Below are 1,673 nucleotides of genomic sequence, written 5' to 3'. Positions count from 1 at the left end.
AGCCTTGATCCACCGATCCGCGGTTGGTCCTGATGGATTTCGGGGTCGGTCGCGGATTCTGGTTTCGGGTATGGCAGATCGTCTCGGCCTCGCTGCCGGTGGTGTTCCACTGGATGTCCTGATCGGGCCGTTTCTGGCTGATGGGCTGGGGTTCTTATGTCGCGGTGGGCGGTGCGTGGACGGTGTTGAAGAGCTCTTCCCACGCGGCTTTCCAAGGCCAGGCTTCGGGCAGGTGAAGACGGATGCGTCGGGCGCTGCTGGCGATGCGGGCAGGGACGTGGATGAGTTTGCGGCGGATCGTGCCGGTCCTGGCCCTGCCCAAGGGCCCTGCGGCGAGGAGTCCGGCGGCCCGGGTGAGGTTGTAGGCCATGACCGCGGCAACCAGCCAGGCCGAGTTCGCGGCGAAAACACCTGAGGGCATATGGGCCATGGCGCTGTCCTTCAGATCTGCATTCACCTGCTCAATCTGGGCGTGTTTGCGGTGGATCTTGTCCGCTCCGACGGTGTCCAGGACCGTGGCGTCCACGGTGGTGAAGAACGCGTGGTGCCGGTGGGTTTCGAACAGGGTGGGTTGTCCGTCGCCGGCTTTCCGGTTCAGTTCAGGGATGCGGCGCACCACCAGCCGGCCGGTGATCTGCTCGTCCTTTTTGCGGGAGCTGAACGCGGTGAACACGGTCTCGGCGACCTCGGCCTTCGAAACCCAGGTATTGGTGGTCTCGTCGAAGACCGCGTCGGTGTATTCGATCGTTTCCCACGCCGTCTCCGGAATCCCGGCGATGGCGCGCTTGACGGCCGGGTCCATGCGCACGGTCACCGACACCTCCGCCCCGCCGGCCAGCGCCGCGGACACCGCCGCCTGGCCGTAGAAGGCCGAATCGAACCGGCAGAGCACCCGCCCGCCGCTCTGCAGACGTTTGAGCGTGGACAGGGTATCGGTGACCAGACGTTTGGCTCCTCGGGCCGAGTTCGCCGCGCCCTTGCGCAACCGCTGGGCGGCGATCACCGGGGCGGTGTCTTTGGTGGAGACCGTGGCCAGCAGGGCGTTCAGCCCGCGGACCCCGGAATACCCGTAGCCGGAACCCTGCTTTTGGTAGCCGTGGACCTCGATGATCGTGTCGTCAACATCGACGAACACGAAGTCACTGGCCGCGGGTGATCCCAGCAAGGGTGCCCGGGCCGCCAGGTTGGCCAGGAAGCGGGCCGCGACCGCGTCCAGTTGGCGCACGTGCCCGAACGTGAACGAGCGCAGGAACGAGCCAAGGGTGGAGGGTGCGTAGCAGGAGGTGAAGAGCCGCTTCATTCCGCCGTGGCGCAGCAGTGCCATGTCATCGATGCTGTCCGCGCCGGCGACCATCCCGGCGACCAGGGACGCGACCTTCAGTCCGGCGTTCGCGCCCTTGTCCGTGGGAACCGTCAGCCGTTCATCGGCCAGTTCCTGCAGTCCGGCGTCCCGGGCCAACGTCATGACCGGCAGCAGCCCGGCCGCCGACACGAGGTTCGGCTCATCGAACGAAACTGACAACACGGCAGGCCTGTGGGAAACTTGCACCTACGAGATGCCTCTCTTTTCGGTGAAAAATGAGTTCTAGACAAGCTTCATTTTCCTTGAAAAGACAGGCATTCTCGGTTTAAACCGCCGTCAGGATCCCGATTCACGTCGGTGGATCAAGGCT

The 1,673-nt window shown here is 64.9% G+C and carries 1 protein-coding gene; it reads right to left on the bottom strand.

Going from position 1 to position 1,673, the window contains the following annotated elements; translation table 11 throughout:
* Positions 1 to 154 precede the first annotated feature (154 nt).
* On the bottom strand, positions 155 to 1,549 hold the full coding sequence (locus tag AB4068_RS15650) for an IS1380 family transposase (protein WP_441433868.1): 1,395 nt from the start codon (positions 1,547 to 1,549) through the stop codon (positions 155 to 157).
* Between the last annotated feature and the right edge of the window lie 124 nt (positions 1,550 to 1,673).

Source organism: Arthrobacter sp. 2RAF22 (assembly GCF_052115325.1).
Classification (GTDB): domain Bacteria; phylum Actinomycetota; class Actinomycetes; order Actinomycetales; family Micrococcaceae; genus Arthrobacter.
Note: the sequence above shows the minus strand (reverse complement) of the source record. Positions and strands in the feature narration are given on the sequence as shown.